At 33.7% G+C, this 17,153-nt stretch carries 16 protein-coding genes; 3 read left to right on the forward strand and 13 right to left on the reverse strand.

Annotated features, from left to right (window positions below):
- Window positions 1–90 precede the first annotated feature (90 nt).
- The 10 genes from AC1RRU_RS03360 to AC1RRU_RS03405 all read right to left on the reverse strand — a co-directional run bounded on the left by AC1RRU_RS03360 (window position 91) and on the right by AC1RRU_RS03405 (window position 10,172).
- On the reverse strand, window positions 91–315 hold the full coding sequence (locus tag AC1RRU_RS03360; protein ID WP_011274482.1) for a hypothetical protein: 225 nt from the start codon (window positions 313–315) through the stop codon (window positions 91–93).
- A 154-nt stretch (window positions 316–469) separates the two neighbouring features.
- A complete protein-coding gene (locus AC1RRU_RS03365) occupies window positions 470–1,642 on the reverse strand; it encodes a YbfB/YjiJ family MFS transporter (RefSeq protein ID WP_016930505.1) in 1,173 nt (390 codons plus the stop codon).
- A 58-nt stretch (window positions 1,643–1,700) separates the two neighbouring features.
- On the reverse strand, window positions 1,701–2,336 hold the full coding sequence (locus AC1RRU_RS03370) for an ABC transporter ATP-binding protein (RefSeq protein ID WP_016930504.1): 636 nt from the start codon (window positions 2,334–2,336) through the stop codon (window positions 1,701–1,703).
- Entirely contained in the window at window positions 2,329–3,096 is a 768-nt protein-coding gene (locus AC1RRU_RS03375; RefSeq protein ID WP_493196443.1) for an ATP-binding cassette domain-containing protein, read from the reverse strand. Before AC1RRU_RS03375 ends, AC1RRU_RS03370 begins: the two co-directional genes overlap by 8 nt.
- Window positions 3,063–3,830 carry an ABC transporter permease gene (locus AC1RRU_RS03380; RefSeq protein ID WP_011274478.1) on the reverse strand — a complete coding sequence of 256 codons (768 nt, stop codon included), beginning with the start codon at window positions 3,828–3,830 and terminating at the stop codon, window positions 3,063–3,065. Before AC1RRU_RS03380 ends, AC1RRU_RS03375 begins: the two co-directional genes overlap by 34 nt.
- The gene (locus tag AC1RRU_RS03385) at window positions 3,830–4,786 is read right to left on the reverse strand and encodes an ABC transporter permease (RefSeq protein WP_016930503.1); all 957 of its coding nucleotides are present in this window, start codon (window positions 4,784–4,786) and stop codon (window positions 3,830–3,832) included. The genes AC1RRU_RS03380 and AC1RRU_RS03385 overlap by 1 nt, the downstream gene beginning before the upstream one ends.
- A 2-nt stretch (window positions 4,787–4,788) precedes the next feature.
- On the reverse strand, window positions 4,789–6,342 hold the full coding sequence (locus AC1RRU_RS03390; protein ID WP_016930502.1) for an ABC transporter substrate-binding protein: 1,554 nt from the start codon (window positions 6,340–6,342) through the stop codon (window positions 4,789–4,791).
- Window positions 6,339–7,031 (reverse strand): class I SAM-dependent methyltransferase, encoded by a 693-nt coding sequence (locus AC1RRU_RS03395; protein ID WP_011274475.1) that lies wholly within the window; start codon window positions 7,029–7,031, stop codon window positions 6,339–6,341. Before AC1RRU_RS03395 ends, AC1RRU_RS03390 begins: the two co-directional genes overlap by 4 nt.
- 355 nt (window positions 7,032–7,386) lie before the next feature.
- Window positions 7,387–8,748: a branched-chain amino acid transport system II carrier protein gene (gene brnQ / locus AC1RRU_RS03400; RefSeq protein ID WP_016930501.1), complete on the reverse strand. Its 1,362-nt coding sequence runs from the start codon at window positions 8,746–8,748 to the stop codon at window positions 7,387–7,389.
- A gap of 224 nt (window positions 8,749–8,972) precedes the next feature.
- Entirely contained in the window at window positions 8,973–10,172 is a 1,200-nt protein-coding gene (locus AC1RRU_RS03405; RefSeq protein ID WP_016930500.1) for a GTP-binding protein, read from the reverse strand.
- 258 nt (window positions 10,173–10,430) lie between these two features.
- Here AC1RRU_RS03405 and AC1RRU_RS03410 point away from each other — a divergent pair, with 258 nt between their 5' ends.
- Genes AC1RRU_RS03410 through mntC form a run of 3 tightly spaced genes read left to right on the forward strand, consistent with a single transcriptional unit; the run spans window position 10,431 to window position 12,929 of the window.
- Window positions 10,431–11,174, forward strand: a complete 744-nt coding sequence (locus AC1RRU_RS03410; RefSeq protein ID WP_048667808.1) for a metal ABC transporter ATP-binding protein — start codon at window positions 10,431–10,433, stop codon at window positions 11,172–11,174.
- A complete protein-coding gene (locus AC1RRU_RS03415) occupies window positions 11,167–12,003 on the forward strand; it encodes a metal ABC transporter permease (protein WP_016930498.1) in 837 nt (278 codons plus the stop codon). The genes AC1RRU_RS03410 and AC1RRU_RS03415 overlap by 8 nt, the downstream gene beginning before the upstream one ends.
- On the forward strand, window positions 12,000–12,929 hold the full coding sequence (gene mntC, locus AC1RRU_RS03420; RefSeq protein WP_016930497.1) for a manganese ABC transporter substrate-binding lipoprotein MntC: 930 nt from the start codon (window positions 12,000–12,002) through the stop codon (window positions 12,927–12,929). The genes AC1RRU_RS03415 and mntC overlap by 4 nt, the downstream gene beginning before the upstream one ends.
- 203 nt (window positions 12,930–13,132) lie before the next feature.
- On the opposite strand, the gene AC1RRU_RS03425 is transcribed toward mntC, so the two are convergent.
- The 3 genes from AC1RRU_RS03425 to AC1RRU_RS03435 all read right to left on the reverse strand — a co-directional run bounded on the left by AC1RRU_RS03425 (window position 13,133) and on the right by AC1RRU_RS03435 (window position 17,131).
- Entirely contained in the window at window positions 13,133–15,028 is a 1,896-nt protein-coding gene (locus AC1RRU_RS03425) for a glycosyltransferase family 2 protein (RefSeq protein WP_016930496.1), read from the reverse strand.
- 14 nt (window positions 15,029–15,042) lie between these two features.
- On the reverse strand, window positions 15,043–16,110 hold the full coding sequence (locus tag AC1RRU_RS03430; RefSeq protein ID WP_016930495.1) for an acyltransferase family protein: 1,068 nt from the start codon (window positions 16,108–16,110) through the stop codon (window positions 15,043–15,045).
- Between the two features lie 562 nt (window positions 16,111–16,672).
- Window positions 16,673–17,131 carry a MepB family protein gene (locus tag AC1RRU_RS03435; RefSeq protein WP_011274466.1) on the reverse strand — a complete coding sequence of 153 codons (459 nt, stop codon included), beginning with the start codon at window positions 17,129–17,131 and terminating at the stop codon, window positions 16,673–16,675.
- Window positions 17,132–17,153: the final 22 nt, after the last annotated feature.

The following is a 17,153-nucleotide window of genomic DNA, read 5'->3' on the forward strand; positions in this document are numbered from 1 at the left end:
CAATTACATTGAATATAATCTCTTTTTATTCATATTACAAAAAAGAAGTCTAAGACAACCATTATAGTTGTCCTAGACCGATAATTCATATTAATCTAAATAATTTTCAGCATGCTCAAGACCGAAATGTTCATCTTTAGCTTTTTCTTTTTCGTATTCTTCTTGAGAGATTTGTGTAATACTCTCAACTGCATAACTTACTTTTTTCGCGAATTGTTCAACTTCTTCTTCATTTTTAGCCAATACAAATACTGTTAAGATATTATCATCAACAATATCTTTATAATGTTGATAACGTAATTTATAAATATTCATGTGACAATCCCCCTATAAATTAAAAACCTCATGCCGTTTCATTTTTCATGAAAGGTTTAATTAGTAAAATATGCCCTATTTTTATTACTTCCAAACTTCTATATTGCTTACGATTTAAAAAATTCTTAATCAAACCAAGTATTTCAACATGTTCTTATTTATATGCATTAAATCTATAGCTTATTACACTAAATATGAAACCTAGTATAAGTAATATCATTGCGAAGGTTAACGCCAACTGATAATTATTTGAGTCTCCGATGAGTACTCCGGCAATCATTGGCGCTATCATTTGTCCGACACTATAAATGACTGTTAATAACGATACAAGATTTAACTTTTGATTTGTATGATACATAAGTTCTTGGCTTTTCGACATAAATAACGTTGTTAAACCTAAGAAGGTTGCACCAAATAGCATCGAAGCAACGATTAATCCTAGCATATGATGTGAAAAGATAGGCAAGCCTACACTAATAATTTGTAATATTAATGCACTATATATCGCCTTTTTGTACCCAAACTTTTCAGCAAATAATGACCAAATTAACGTGGCCGGCATAGCGCCTAGTCCTACAAACATCCAACTTAATGCAGCGTAATCTGCGTATGCAGGTATAGTCTTAATAAGTGCGACTAAAAATGTTCCTGTAACAATATAGCCTGCTCCCTCAAAAAAATAGGCAATCGAGAATGGAATAATAAATGCGCGATTTAATGCCTTTCCTTGATTCTGATTTGATGACGCTGAATGTTTAGAAATTGAAGGGTTGTCCTTCATGCTAGTTAATATAATGATACCTGCCATTAAAGCCACAACACCTAATATAATCCATGTTGCTTTCCAAGTCTGAGCTTGTGTATAAAGAAATATAAAAATACTACTAGAAAATATTCCTATTCCTACTGCACTATATAAAATTCCCGAAATACTCTGTTTATTAGCCATTCTTAATGCTTCTAACGCCACATTTGATGCTACAACAAAGATCGTACCACTCGTTATGCCGGCAATTATTCGCAGAACTGACCAGATAAGAAAATGCTCTGAAAATCCCATTAAAATAACAGAAATCACATTAATCATGACATACAACTTTAAATCAAAGACTTTAGATTTTATCGTAATAAACATAGGTATGATAGCACCCATTAGATAACCTAAATAATTGAATGTCGCTAACAGACCTGCATTTTGGTTATTCATCGAGGTATCTTGTTGCATAAATGGCAAAATTGGCGTATATGCAAAGCGGCTAATTGACATTGCAATCATTAATGCCAGCATGCTTAATACCAATTGTTTATAAGCTTGTTTAGGTATCATAAAAAACCTCCCGTCCAGTATGTACCATTAAGTATATACCTTATCAGGAGGTTTGACTCTAATTATTCAATTGTTCGAGTTGTAACTGAACGCCTTTAAAGCGACTCAAGACGTACGCATCATGTGAAATAATGATTAATTGCGTTTGCTTTAATGCGATTAACATTTGAAGTATTTCTTCCTCGTTAATCACATCTAAGTTTGTCGTTGCTTCATCTAATATCAATATCTCTGGTTCTAGAATAAGTGCCTTCGCTATCCAGACACGTTGAAATTGCCCACCACTTAGCGTTGAAATGCTTTGATTGAGTATGCTTTGTGGTAACTTGCATTGTCTAAGCACCGCTTCTATTCTTGATGTGTAACTCTGCTTATCAAATTTGTAATTCTTAAGTGGTTCTAATAACGTAGATAATACGGTTTTACGCTGATTTAATGTGTCACGTTGATACTGAGGCACATATTGAATGTGTTTCATCCATTCTTTTGCCGTATATGACTTACGTAATTGGCCATTAAAGTATAAGTCACCTTGATAATTCATATCTAATCCGGCGATAATCTTGGTTAACGTAGACTTACCGCAGCCACTTTCACCACTTATAAGTAAATGTTGGTCATTAATTGCACATGATATATCTTTGAAGATAAGTTTCCCATCAATGTATTTAGTTAATCTTTCAATTTTAAGCATAGGCCTGTCTCCGATGTGCGATAGCAATTAAATTTTTCGTATAGCTATGTGTGGGGTTAGCTAAAATAGATGATGCTTCACCACTTTCAATCAATTGACCTTGCTGCATAATACTAATATGAGTGGCATAATCCTTAACTAAGTTAATATCATGTGTAATAAAGACAATTGTCATTTGATAATGTTCCTGTGCCTTAATCAAATAGTGCATAAACTTTTTAACATTCTCTTGATCTAGCGCACTCGTCGGTTCATCTAAAAATAAGTAGTCCGGACGTCTAATTAATGACATTATAAAGGCTACACGTTGTGCCATACCCCCACTAAGTTCAAAGGGATATCGTTTAAGTAATTGTTCACCTTGATTTAAACCGAGTAATTGCACTTTATCTAAGACGTCTTCCTTGATATCTTGTTTAGATAGTTGTGAATGGTTAGCTTCATAAATATATTGGAAATGTTTAGCCAAGGTCACGTTTTGAAACATATTACTTTGAACATCTTGAAAAACGGCATCCGTCTTATTTAAATCAATCTTGATATCTCCTTGATAGCTTAGTTGTGATGGCTTCATTCCAAGAATAGTTCTCGTCAATAATGACTTCCCACTACCACTCTCACCTATAATGCAATGAATTGCCCCTTTAGTTATTGTCAAATTAACATCGTTTAACAATGACCGATTATGATCTAAGATGGATAATTGATTGACTTTAACTACAGTATTCATTGCGTTATTTTTTTGTTGATCATTTGACATAATAAGGCGAAACCTCCTAACAGTACACCAGGGAAGAAGAAGAGCCAAGGTGCACCATTGAAATAACTTTTCCCGTCAAAGAGAATGGTTCCTAACTCAGGCGTCGGTGGTTTAATACCCAGGCCTAAAAAGGCAAGTCCAGATATACTTAGCATCATTTTGCCAAAGTCAGCCGTGACCAAAGCAAATATATTACTTAGTAAATGCGGAATCACGTGCGTCACTGTCGTTTTAAACGTTGAGTTACCACTTAGTCTTGCATAACTGACAAAGGGACGCTTTTGAATATCTCGTGTTAAATTTCTGAAATAACGTAAATAACGGCCTATCCATCCAATTGTTAAAGCAAGTATCAAACCTAGCATTGAATTACTTACTAAGCTTAAGATGACTAATGCAATAATAAATGAAGGAATTGCCAATAGCATATCGGCAATAAACATGATGATTTGGTCTAACCATTTTCTTTCTATACCTGCAATTAACCCAAAGACCAGTCCAATACAAACACTTAATAGAATTACCACGCTAGTTAAGCTTAATGTGACTAGACTACCTACAATCAGTCTGACTAAGAAATCTCTGCCTAGTTGATCCGTGCCTAACCAATGTTGGCTATTAGGTGATTGGAGTGGATCCAAGTTTTGTGTGTCTTGCATAAAGCAATATACAATTAGCACAAACATCACACTTAATATTGCACTTATGGCGATGTAAGTTTGATATTTTTTCATCACGACACACCTCTTTTCTCATGGGCTTGGCGTTTGGTATGTCGTCGTCGAAGTCTAGGTTCATTGTTTAAAATGATAATGTCGCCTAAATAATTAATGAACATAATTAAGACGATGATAAAGACCACAATGCCTTGAATAAGTGGATAATCTCGTTGATTGATAGCATTAATTAATAATTTCCCTATACCAGACATGCTGAAGATTACTTCAAGTATGACTACTTTTCCTATTAAATGAATCACACTGTTAATTGAAATGGTCATGAGTGGTGCAAATATCTCTTTAATCTGGACAATGATACGCGCCTTTAATGAGTAATGTCTTAACTGAGCAAGTTGATACGCATCGTTATCTAATGTTTGCGCAATAAGGTGCGATGTCATCAATAAGATATGACATCCTTCTATAACAACAATGGTGAAGATGGGTAGCACGAAATGTTGCCAGGAATCGCTACCTACAAAAGGTAGCAACTGCCAACGTACTCCTAAATAATATATAAACAAAATGGCTAACCAATATTCCGGCATAGAAGTCATCACTTGAGCGAATCCACGAATACCATTCGCGTATCGAGTATGTGGGCGCGTCCCAATAAAATAACCAACCATATAACCAAATGGCAACATGATACAACTTGAAACAACGATTAATATTAATGTTGGAATGACGGCCTCCATAATCATAGTTGTTACTGGCTCATTTGTACTAAAACTGTATCCCAAGTTACCAGTAAGTGCATGTCCAACCCAATCGATATATCTTAATAGAAAATGTTGGCCCAAACCAAGTTTATGTTGTGCTGCTTCAATATTTTCCTGGGTAATCGACGTATAACCATGACGTTGTAAGTATAGTATCGCTGGATTACCTGATGTCTTCTCGACTAAAACGAATATAATAAACGAACTCACGATTAAGTAAAGTATTAATTTTATTGTTCGTTTAAGCATTGTTACTCATTAACTTTCAACGCTTTATAATCAATAGGAGCATCAGTAAGTCCAGAGAATTTGAATTGCTTCACTTTATCACTAACGACAAAGGTTTCATTTGGATAAGCAATAGGCACACTATAATATTGTTGATTAAAGTGTTTAAATATTTCATCAAATGAACGCTGTTGTTCTTTTTTAGATACAGTTGTTGGGAAATCATCTAGCTGCTGAGTCAATGTTTTATCATTAGCTAATACACCTGACTTACCATCATTATTTTTAAATACTGAACTCATGAAATTATAAGGCATTAAGGCATCTGAATACGTTCTATAGAAGATGAGGTCATAATCTTTTTTCGTCCATAACGTATCATAGTATGATTGTGAATCTAACGTTTTCACATTTAACTTAATGCCAGCTTTTTTAAGTTGACGTTGAACTTTTTCCGCTTTATCTTTCCAACTTGGGAATTCTGCAGTTTGAATAACCAAATTAAACGTTAATGGTTTACCGGTTTTTTCAAAAATACCGTCACTGTTCTTGTGATAACCTGCTTCTTTAAGTAACTTCTCAGCCTCTTTTACATCATAGTCGTGTGCCTGTTGATTATCTTTGTTTACAAATTGCACGTTCTTCTGGAATAAACCATTTACAGATTTACCCGCAATATCTTTTGTATCGATGCTCTTACTAATGGCTTCACGGATTGTACGTTGTTTTAATACATCATTATCCGGATTAAATGCCATGAAATGACTTACTGTACTTGGCTTATCTTCAACAGTTAAGTTTTTATTTTTCTTGTCTTGCTTAATTTGCTGATCTGACAGCATTCCTAAAGCACCACCAGAAATATCAACAGAACCACTTTGTACTGCTGAGTTTCTTGAATCTCCATCTTCAATCGTTTGGAACGCAAGATTGTAGTTTACGGGATGGCTATGGTTGAAATATTTATTTGGCTTCATTGTCGTTTTTTCTTTGCCAGTTTTATCAACGACAAAGGCACCTGTTCCAATCGCTTTTTCAAATTTGCCATTTACTTTACCATTTTCAACGGAATGTGGACTCATAATACGTAACGGTCTCACCTGTGTTAATTCATTCAACACTTGATTTGATGGTGACTTCAATCTAATTTGGACAACATGATCACTTTTAATAACAACCTTATCCAATTTTTTTAACGTTTCTACAGTCGTATCTTTGTTCATCGCTTTCGCACGCTCAATTGAGAATTTCACTGCTTTAGCATCTAAAGCTGAGCCATCTGAGAATTTAACGTTCTTTTTTAAATGGAATTCATAGACTTTTCCTGATTCATCAACATGCCATTTTTCTGCTAAGCCAGCTTTCACACCTTTGTCTTTATCGTATTTAACTAATGCATCATATACTGCACTATAGACTGGCATTGCGGCGTCATAACCTTGTGCGTCAAGTTTATCTGCTTTCGCTTCAGTAGGTAGCGATACTGTGATATTTTTATCTTCTTTTTGGTCATTCCCACAACCTGCTAATAAGAGCGTTGCGCTTGCTGCCATTGTAATTAATACACGTTTTTTCATTTCCCAATACCTTCTTTCACGCTTGCTTTAATTAAAAATGATTCCTCATAAAGTGTTTGTAGATAATCATTTGGTGATAGATAAAAATCACTATAATGTGTTAAATCAATCACGTCAGGCACAGGTTCTTTCATTACTGCAACTTCAAACCCTGCATCAACAAAACTATCAACGATATGTTTTAAAGAATGGTTCTGAGAAGGTGTTGCGCCGTATTGATTAATCGTGTCATCCATAAATTGACGACTAGGATTATTGGTTAAATCGGCGAATGAAGCATAGTAAACGCCTCCCGGTTTCAACACTTCTTTTAAATCTTGTGCATGTTGTGGAATGTCTTCGATTAAGTACAGGACAGATGTACTTACAGCAGTATCAAATGTTCTATTTGTCTCTTGTGGTTTATCGGTTAAATAATATGTAAGTGGACGTTCACCTTTTAAAGTTTCGGCCTTTTCTAAAGATAAACGTGCTAAATCTATACCGACACCTTCTTTAAATGGCGTTGTGTCATATAATTTTCTTAAAAATCCGCCTTGATTACATCCCACATCTAAGATTGTCTTCCCTTTGATATCCGATGTATCAAGCATTTCTATAGTTCTCTCCCAAGCTTCTTGATGGTCACGCGCCATATCATCATCTGATTCTTGGCCTTTTTGCCACCAAACATCATAACTCTTAGTCATCTAGTTCTCCTCGCTCGTTTTAAATCGTAATAATTACGTTTTAAATAGTACTACACTATGTACAATTACACAATAAGAATTTTAAAAGTTATGATTGAATGCAAAAAAATAAGCTATGGGAGCGAGACAGAAACAATTTTTTTCAAAATTTATTTCGTCCCACCCTAGCCTGCTTAGCTTGTAGAATTTCTTTTTGAAATTCTCTTTGCCGGGGCCCCATCTGGCAGGTAAGGTTGACTAGAATTAAAAAGATGCTTGTTACAAGTGCATTTTAATTCAGTCAACTACTGCCAATATATATTTTTAGCCTGAGACATTGATTTATGTCCCAGGCTTACATGTTATTACTTAATATTTATTGTGTTTGAGTTTGTCTACGAGAACGAATTAAATAAACGATAAGTCCTACTACAAATCCTATGATTGCCGGAACAATCCAACCCATTCCAATTGTGAAGAACGGTAAATAACGTTCAGCGAAACTTATTAATGCTTGTGCAAATGATGTCTTTGCAAAGAATTCTGGGCTTGCGTTTACACCATCAAAGAACGCTGCAAACATTGTAAAGAACGTTGTAAATTTATAAACAATGGTCGAATGATTAAATAATGGACTGACAAGCGTTAATAAAATCAGTGTAATCGCTAACGGATAGATAAACATCAATACTGGCGTTGAATACATAATAATTTTAGTTAACCCGACATTAGCGAAGATACAAGCGAGTATCGCTACACCTGTTGCTAACCAAAGGTAATTCATTTTCGGGAATAGTTCTGTAAATGTCTCTGAAAATGCAGTAATTAAACCAATAGCCGTCTTCAAACAAGCAACAATAATGATTAGAGATAAAATGATAATACCGTAATCTCCAAGATAATGCTGCGCAATTTGAGCCAGTGCGATACCACCATTTTCACTCACTTTAAAATGACCTAAACTCATCGTACCCATTAAAGCGAGCAATGTATAAATAACACCCATGCCTACGATGCTTATAAAACCTGACTTGAATGTTTCTTTAGCGATCCCATTCGGATTAGTAATACCTAATTTCTTAATTGTCGTCACAATGATAATACCGAATGCGAGTGATGCGAGTGCGTCTAGCGTATTATAACCGTCAATAAACCCTTTCAATAAGACACTATCACTATAATTTGCGCTTACTGGTGCATGACTAATACCGCCCATTGGTTTAATAAATGCTAAGACAACTACGATACCTAGTAATACTAAAAATACTGGATTTAAGAATTTACCTATGTAATCTAAAATTTTAGATGGCTTTCTTGAGAAAAACCATGCTATAAGAAAGAATAAAATACTAAATATCGGTAATACAACTTTTCCAGTACCTGCCGAAATAAATGGTGAAAATGCAATTTCATACGATGTTGTTGCAAGCCTCGGTAAAGCAAAGAATGGTCCAATTACTAAATATAAGGCAATCGTAAATGCGTACGCATACCCTTTACTCACTCGAGATGAAATATCGAAGACGCCATTTGTTTTGGAGATACCAATCGCTACTATACCTAGAAAAGGTAGCCCAATGGCTGTAATTAGAAAACCTAAATTCGCAAGCCAAACATTCTCACCTGCTGTTTGTCCAAGATGAATAGGAAAGATTAAATTTCCTGCACCAAAGAATAAGCCAAACAACATCGAACCAATAAATATATTTTCTTTGATTGATAGTTTTTGTTTCATCATGTGTTATATCTCTCCTATTATATGTTTACTAGCTATTATACATAAATTTAGTGTCGATTTGTTCAAAATATTCAATAAATTTAAATCATCAACAATTTGAGTTGTTCTTTCATAAAAAAGACACCTCGCAACAGAGCGTTAACTTACTTTAACGCAATGTGCAAGGTGTTAAAGTCATTTTAAGTGTTGCCTTTAAAATATTATTGCTTTACTATGTCGTGAGTTTAAGCTTTTCGAATTTGCCAATGATATGGATCTTCTAATTGATTCCAGTCGCTATCAATTTCATCACCATTGACTAAGCACTGGTCTAATTCTTTCACAATTTTTTCTTGATCTAATTCAGTACCTATAATCACAAATTGTGTATTTCTGTCACCATATTCTATGTCCCAACTTTGCGCAACATCAGGTCGCTGATTTAAAATTTGTTCTCGTTGTTCTTTGGACATCGCAGCTACCCAATAGGTTACCGGACTAATATTACAAGATGAACCTGCTTGTGATAGTAGACATGCAACTTGATTATATTGTGCCAACCAGACGATACCTTTTGCACGGACAATATTATTAGGCATTTGCTCTAACCAATCATTGAAACGTTTCGCGTGAAACGGTAATCGTCTTGAATAAACGAAAGAACCAATCCCATACTCTTCTGTTTCAGGTGTATGTTCCGCGTGACCACCTTCAGTTAATTCTTTTATCCACCCTGCAGAGTTACTCGCTTGTTCAAAGTCAAAGCGACCTGTATCTAATACTTCGTTAATATCAACTTCGGCATTTGTTGTTTTAATTAGATGTGCATCTGGTTGTAACTTTCTTAAAATATTTTCTAATTTAGTTAATTCTGCTTCGGTTACTAAATCTGTCTTATTTAGCACTAAAACATCGCAGAATTCCACTTGATCAATAAGTAAATCCGCAATTGAGCGCTCATCTGTTTGATCTGCACCTTGATCACGATCCACAAGTAAATCCTCGGAATTAATGTCATTAATAAATCGATTAGCATCCACAACAGTTACCATCGTATCGAGTTTACAGATTGACGTTAAATCGATACCTAATGCTTCGTCAATATAAGAGAATGTTTGAGCCACAGGTACCGGTTCAGATATACCTGTAGATTCAATCACGATATAATCAATATTCCCCTTTTCTACTAAGCGCTCAACTTCTTGTAATAAATCGTCCCTTAACGTACAACAAATACAACCATTTGACAGTTCTACTAGTTTTTCATCCGTTCTTGATAGTCCACCCCCATCTGCAACTAAGTCTTTATCAATATTGACCTCGCTCATATCATTAACAATAACCGCAATTCGACGACCTTCCCGATTATTTAAAATGTGGTTAAGTAATGTTGTTTTACCTGATCCAAGGTAACCACTCAATACCGTTACAGGTATCTTGCCCATAAAATCATACCTTTCTTTTTATAAATCGTAATAATTACGTTTTATATTTTACATTTAATTATTTAATTGTCAATCGAGCCACGTTTCATTAAATACAGCAATATCAATAATTAACGCCCACTTTAGACCTTACTTTCGGAAACAAATTTATACTATTACCACATTTTTATTGTCTATCTTGACTTGACACACACTGTTTTCGGTGTTTATTATAAAATAAATTAGGTTAACCTAAACTTTTATTTAGGAGGTAATTGAATGATAGACATTAGCAACATGAATTTGCATTTAAATCATAAACATGTGCTTAAAGATATTACTTTAAAGATTCCAATTTCTGGAGAAATTATTGGCATTATGGGGCCCAACGGTGCTGGTAAATCCTCTTTATTAAAAAGTTTAATTGGATCGTTTAACGCGAGTGGCGAGATGAATTTATATGGCAAATCCATACATAAACAATTGCAATATATTACATATATTCCTCAAAAAGCACAATTAGATTTAGACTTTCCAATCAATGTTGAAAAAGTCATCTTGTCTGGTTGTTACCAAACCATCGGCTGGTTCAGACGCGTCGATCACGCGTCAAAAATGAAGTTTCATAAATTATTAAGAGACTTAGACTTGGAATCATTACAATATAAACAAATTTCTGAGCTTAGTGGTGGGCAACTGCAACGTGTACTTGTGGCAAGAGCTTTAATGTCTGATAGTACCATCTATCTATTGGACGAACCATTTGTTGGCATCGACTTTAATAGTGAACAACTCATTATGGAAAAGCTTCAACATTTAAAAAATCAGGGCAAACTTATTCTCATTGTGCATCATGATTTGTCGAAAGCTGAACAATATTTTGATCGAATTCTTTTACTTAATCGTACAGTTAGATTTTTCGGTCCTAGCCATCAAGCGATGCAGCCACAATATTTAAACAAGACATTTCTATTTAATGTGACTTCTACTCTTAAAGAAGGGAGTGACATATCTAATGACTGATTTCATTCAACATTTATTAGATTATCAATTCTTAAATCGAGCTTTAATTACATCTATTGTCGTAGGTATTGTGTGTGGAACTGTAGGAAGTTTGATTATCCTCCGTGGATTGTCGTTGATGGGAGATGCGATGAGTCATGCTGTTTTACCTGGTGTGGCGTTGTCATTCTTATTCAATATTCCAATGTTCATCGGCGCATTAGTCACTGGCATGATCGCAAGTTTATTAATTGGCTACATTTCAAATAATAGTAAAACAAAACCTGATGCAGCTATTGGTATTAGTTTCACTGCGTTTCTCGCAACGGGTGTCATCATTATTAGTCTTATTAATAGTACGACGGATTTGCATCATATTTTATTCGGAAATTTACTCGCTATTACCCGACAAACATTTTGGACAACCATCATTATTGGCGTCGTTGTGATACTACTCATTGTCATACTTTATCGTCCATTAATGATTTCAACTTTTGATGCGACATTCAGTCGTGTGAGCGGATTGAATACAACAATGATTCATTATTTTGTAATGTTGTTACTCGCCTTAGTAACCGTCGCGAGTATTCAAACTGTCGGCATTATCTTAGTCGTTGCATTACTTGTTACACCAGCGTCGACTGCCTTTTTAATCACAAAGAATCTATATTCAATGATGATCGTAGCAAGTTTAATAGGCATAGTAAGTTCTATCATAGGATTATACTTTAGCTTTATTTACAATCTACCGAGTGGTGCAACGATTGTTATTGCAACATTTAGTATTTATATCTTGACTCTTCTCTTTTCAAAAATAAAAACAAAGTATAGAGGTGTACAAACAACATGAAAAAATTTATTCCATTACTAATTGCATTAATCTTAGTACTCGCAGCTTGTGGTTCAAATTCAAGTGAGCAACACTCTAAAGGTCATGACAAATTAAAGGTCGTAACAACTAATTCTATTATTTATGACATGGTCAAACAGGTTGGTGGAGACAAGGTTGACGTTCATAGCATTGTGCCTGTCGGACAAGACCCACATGAATATGAAGTTAAACCGAAAGATATTAAACAACTTACTGACGCGGATGTTATCTTCTACAATGGTTTCAATTTAGAATCTGGTAACGGTTGGTTTGAGAAAGCTTTAGAACAAGCAGGTAAATCTACAAATGACAAGTCAGTCTTCGCGGTGTCTAAAGGAGTTAAACCAATTTATTTAAACGGAGAAAATGGTAATAAAGATAAGGTTGATCCACATGCGTGGTTAAGTCTGGATAATGGTATTCAATACGTTAAGAATATTCAAGAACAACTCGTAAAAGCAGATTCATCACATAAAGCTGATTATCACAAACAAGGTAATGCTTATCTTGCTCAACTTGAAAAGTTAAACAAAGACAGTAAAGATAAATTTAATGATATTCCGAAAGAAGAACGTGCCATGATTACAAGTGAGGGTGCTTTCAAATACTTCTCAAAAGCCTTCGATATTAAACCAGGTTATATTTGGGAGATTAATACTGAAAAACAAGGTACACCATCACAAATGAAACAAGCAATCCAATTTGTTAAAGATAATCACATTAAACATTTATTAGTTGAAACAAGTGTAGATAAAAAATCTATGAACAGCTTGTCTGAGGAAACAGGTAAAAGTATCTATGGAGAAGTCTTTACGGATTCAATCGGAGAAAAAGGATCGAAAGGAGATTCATATTATAAAATGATGAAGCATAATATTAAAACAATCCATGGCAGCATGGAATAGAATGTAGTCATTCATGTAGTAAGTCCATGGAAATCATCCTCCTATTAAAATAGCCAGTAAATGAGTTTTAACAACTTCATTTACTGGCTTCTTTAGTTTCAATAGTTCTAAAATAGTTCTCTAAAGTCGATCTTAGATAGATAACCCACTCACTTAAGTTGCTTCACGTTCCTGGGATGCCGTCTCTATAGCACTTAGGTTCATTACTTAATGATCTTAATAAAATCTTTATTTGCTGTTAAGAATAGGCCTTCTTGTGTTACTAAGCGAGGTGTTGAGTTGTTCGTATAAATGATGTCTCTAATAGTTAATACATCACCTTTTTTAAGTTTACGTACTGTATTGTCTTTAAAATCACGTGAATCATAGAGTTTACATGCTTTTACAACTTTAACTTTCTTAGGCACCTCAGTAATATACTTGTTTAATCCCGATGTGTTGATTAAGGTAATAAAATCTTTATTCGCTGTGATTATACTACCATCATCTAATACCAGTCGAGGTGTGCCTTTCGATGTATATTGAATATCTGACGCTTCAACTCTAGTACCCGCTTCTAGACTACCTACTTCTTCTTTAAATGATACATCTTTGTATATTTTAATTTTTTTCAATGTCATCATTGGATTCGTTATTCTCTTGAAATATTCACTTTTACGGTTTGTTACTTGTTGTGCTTTGTTCTCATTCTTTTTATGCACAAATTCAACTTTGAAATTTTGGCGTTTCATTTTAAATACATCATTGAAACTTGGATATGAAGCATACACCAATGAGCGTCCTGACTCACCATAATTCACATTAAAATTAATATTGATATCTTTATTTAACTTTTCAAATTCCTCATGTGGAACATAAATTCTATCGTCGCTATATTTATACGTCACTTCATATTCATTCGCCGCATTGTTGATTTCTACTAAACTTACTGATTGGATGTTTATATCGTCTGGTTTCATGACACGAATGACTTCGTATTTGTTTTCTCCCATCATTTGCGTGCCTTCGTAAACTGGGTAGCAATCAACAACAGTAGGTTTAATCATGTCATATTGATGAACGAAATCTCTAAAGACAATGCCATCTTGAATAATATAGCGCCATTGGTCATTAACAACATCCTTTGTAAAATTAACAAATACCGATTCATCTGCATGATGATATAACGTGTAGATTTGCTTGAATACTGGATTCGTAATCAATGTATTGATATCAATGCCTTGCTCTTTTATTTTTCGTTCAACTTTTTCAATTACTGCATAAAATTTCTCTTTATCTGCAGATTTAATAAATGTCTTCGTACGAAGGAATCTCGAAATAAAGTCTACTTCAACCATTCTAGCTAAAGCCATATGCTTAAGTTCCGAAGACATATCCATATGACAAGTTCTATCTAGAACCTCTAAATTTGAGTTTGCTTTATCTAACATTGATGTTTGCTGTACTAACGATTTATTTTCATCGTAACGATTTACGTGATACATAGGTATTGTGGACATTGTGATATCGTCCACTTTTCCAAATAGTTGAAAGAAAAACAACTTATCCTCGCCATATTTCATATGTTCAAATTCAATATGATTATCCATGACTAGACTTCGTTTAAATACCTTTCCTGGTGGTCCGACTGCTCTAAAAATCTTACTAATATCTTGTGGTTTTAAATGTGATGCTTCCTTATAAGAAGTAAACTTAGCATGATACTTCACGTTTTTAGACTTATGTTTATAACTTTGTCCATAACCAAGGTCGGCATCATCTGCATTCACTTTCTCAATCACTTGAGGGAACCCTTCCTTATCTAACCAATCATCCGCATCAAGTAACGTAATATATTTCCCTTGTGCCTCTCTCATTCCAATGTTTCTTGGTTCAGAAGGGCTACCTGTATTTTCAGGTAATTGAATTAATTTTATAAAGTCATAGTCCTTTTCATAATGCTTGATAATGTTAACCGACTCATCAGTTGAACAATCATCTACAAATATCGCTTCAATATTATTCTTGTCCATCTTTAAATCAATTAAAGACTCTATGCACTTTTCTAAAAACTGCCCCTTATTGTAAACAGATACAATAATTGAAACTAATTTAGTCATACTTCTCCCACCTTTTAATCCACTAAATTTTGTTTATAACTTTGATAATACGTTTCATACTTCATTTTCCCTATACCGCCAACAATATACTTACCAAATTTACTTAAATTCATTACATAAGCGATACATATTGAGAATGTCACTGTTAACGTAAACGTAAATAGGATGTTTAACAACGGATGATCGTGAAGCGCTCCTAATCTATGCACAAAGAAGTAATGAATTAAATAAATTGAAAATGAATAATTACTAATGAAAATAATAAATCTTGGAACGTATTTGAAATAAGATGCAATTAAAAAGAATAATAAAATAACCAGTGTCACATAAATAGGTGTATCAAAACGTTTAGAGTCGACTAAAGTTAAAATTCCAAATAAATAATTGCAAACCACAAAAATGGTAACAATTACCATGCCGCTCAAAATGTGGATTGTATATTTTTGAATATGATTCATTAGTTTCTCATAATGATAACCCATATAGAAACCTAATAGGAAGTAACTCAACCATCCAATAAATATCATCCAACCTTCTCTTTGCCACAACCAATTCAAATAAATTGATTCTGGTGCGGGTACGAAGTTTCTCATAGCCCAGAATAAAGTTGTAATAATTAATGAGTAGATAACTAATTTGATTGGATTAAGTTTGACCAAATGTTTAGCAAATACTATATGTAGTAAATAGAACTGAAAAATAATTACAATAAAATAAGTTAATGTTCCACCATGGAACATCATAAATACAACAGAATCCATATAATCTTCAAAATTCTTAGGATGTCCATACACATACGCAAGTCCTAAATTAATAATGATATATGGAATGCCTAACGTTAGTAGCTTTTGCTTAAAGAATCCATCTTTAACTTTCGTTTTATATTGTTTAGCTAACAAGAATTCTGAAATGAAAACAAACATCGGTGTCGCGTATAGCAATAACAATTGAAAAATTCTTAACAAGTAGCCTTCATTAGGCATGTCGAATTTGTAAAAAGTCGTTGTTATTGTATGTATCATTACAACACTTAAACACGCGATTGTCCTCATCCAGAAAATAATCGATGTATAAACTCTCATTTGTATCTCCCTTTTACATACTAAACTAAGATTGCTTTATGTTTGAATTTTTAAAAAAATCGCAACCAACTCTCATTGTACAATAGTCATTTATACAACTTCAAAAGAATACAAATGAATTATTTTGATATTTACAAATAAGTCGTTAAAAAACATGCTAACTCAATAACATGCTCTAGATAAATTATTATTTATTTTTTTAGCTTTGTAATTATGATATACATGCCTATAATCACTAAAATCATTTGGAAAAAGTTACCAATTAACAAGACGACAATGTAAAACGGGATGATAAAAAGCAGTGCTCCAAAGAATATAGAGAAAAATAGTATAACAAAAGACATGTTCTCAGAAACATTGATATTCAAATTGTTCTCCAACAACAACCTGATTAAATCATTTACAAACCACACACATTTCCATATACAATACATAAACACTGCCAGCAAAAATATAGAATAAGGTACTACTACTAACATTTGAATAAATGCAATGATACCGTCCATCGATTATCTCCAATTACATATAATATTTTTATTACTGTATAGCGTAGATTGAGTATTTATTCATGCACTATCTCATTAAAATATGCACACTGCCATACTTGTGTCTTAGCTGCAGTGTTATTTAACCCCGTCTCCCAAGGTGGATACACTCTCAATGCCATTTTCCCTTTAGAATCATCACTTTTTAAAATACCTTTCTTAATCAATATATCCTTTGGAAATATAAACTGGCCTCTCCGCTTATCATCAACAATATTCACTATTAATTGATTCTCTAAATCATCCTCAGTAAACGGCACATTCGTATTATTTTCATCTTTCTTCCACATAGCGAAAAAGTACCCCTTTTTATTAGGTGTCCTTTGAGCAAATCTACTTTTGAATAGGCCATTTCGAGTTTTTATTTCTACCGCTTCATATTGTTGATTCCATTCTTCTAATACATAAGAAACATCAGAATTTGAAAATAACAATTCCAACAAATGATAAGATTGCATCGTTTCAATGGATTTCATAAATATCCCCTTTTATGATATT

This window comes from Staphylococcus sp. GW821-FHT11H10, from assembly GCF_058807855.1.